Origin of the sequence: Microcystis sp. M53598_WE2 (assembly GCF_030067735.1) — a bacterium.
Taxonomy (GTDB): Bacteria; Cyanobacteriota; Cyanobacteriia; order Cyanobacteriales; family Microcystaceae; genus Microcystis; species Microcystis aeruginosa.
The window spans coordinates 1-1,439 of the sequence record NZ_JASJFE010000336.1 but is presented as its reverse complement, the minus strand read 5'-3'; the positions used below and the strand labels follow the sequence as shown (position 1 = coordinate 1,439).

Annotated in this window: 1 protein-coding gene; it reads left to right on the top strand. The window is 37.5% G+C overall.

The genetic code is table 11. From position 1 onward, the window contains the following. Positions 1–1,303 (top strand): metallophosphoesterase family protein (locus PX636_RS07305; RefSeq protein WP_288116615.1); only part of this gene is annotated, 1,303 nt, incomplete at its 5' end. Positions 1,304–1,439 lie beyond the last annotated feature (136 nt).

The window sequence follows — 1,439 nt, the reverse complement described above, 5'->3', positions numbered from 1 at the left end:
CCTTACCCCAAGACCCAAAAAAGGAACTAATCTCAAAATTTTGCTCACTTCCGATCATCAATTAATGCCCATGACTGCCGCTAATTTACAAAAAGTTAGCGAAACTATTGGACAGGTAGATGCAGTTTTTTTAGCAGGAGATTTAGTTAATATACCCGATCGAGCTTCCGAATGGTTTGATGATATTCGCGGTGGGGCATTCTTTCCCTGTTTACAAGGTCGTGCCAATTATACTCTGACAAAGAATGGTATTCAGACTATTTATAAAGGGGGAGAAATTATTCAAAATGCGCCCTTATTTCCTGCTATTGGTAATCATGAAGTTATGGGCAGATTTTCTACTTCCAGAGGTTTAAATGAACAGTTTGAAGATGCTATTCCTCAGTTTACTGCTAAACAACTAGCAGAGGATACAGCAGCAATTAATGAAACCTGGTTAAAAAATAATGCTTTCAACACAGAAACCTACGAAGAAATTTTTTCTTTGCCTCAAAATAAATATTATTCTCTAACCTTTGGCGATATTCGTTTAGTGGTTTTATATGTTACTAATATCTGGAGAAATCCCAATTTAGAACCCAGTGCAAGGGGAAGATATTACGAAAATCAAAGAGATTTAGATAGACCCGACCGATGGGGTTACGGTCAGCATATTTTTGAGCCAATTGCTCAGGGTAGTCCTCAATATCAATGGTTAGAAAAAGAGTTAAATAGTCGAGAATTTCAAGAGGCTAAATATAAAGTAGTTATGTTTCATCATCCTCCCCATACCCTAGGAGGAAATATCGTTCCACCTTACACCAATCCCGTGCCGACAATTCAACGGGATACCACGGGAAAAGTTACATCGGTACGTTATGATTATCCCCGAGAAAATGATTATATTATTCGTGATCTAATTCCTTTATTAGAATCAGCCAAGGTTAATTTGGTTTTTTATGGTCATTCTCATTTATGGAATCGTTTTCTTAGTCCTAAGGGTATGAATTTTCTCGAATCTTCTAACGTTGGCAATAGTTATGGCGCTCATTTAGGAGATAAAAAACGTCCTGTACCCCTCGATAGAAATTATGCAGCCATCGGTAATCCTAATGGATTAGAAGCAATTATCCCGAACATTGCTCCTCTAGTGGATTGGGTTAATCAACCTTTACCCTATATTGCCAGTAATGATCTGACGGTTTTTAGCATTTTAGATACAGAAAAAGGAACCGTGAGCAGTTATCGTTTTGATACCCGTTATCCTGACTCCGAGGTAATTAAATTTGATGAATTTTCCCTTTTTAGCGTAGGTGAAGTCTAATAAAATCAAAGAGTGCCGGTTAAATAGATTCTCTTGGGGTTAATTCTATGACTACTGTCACCAGCAATGATATTCAAGAATTGAAAGACTTACTCTCGGCAATGCGACAGGAAAACCGCAAGCAAATGATTTACCT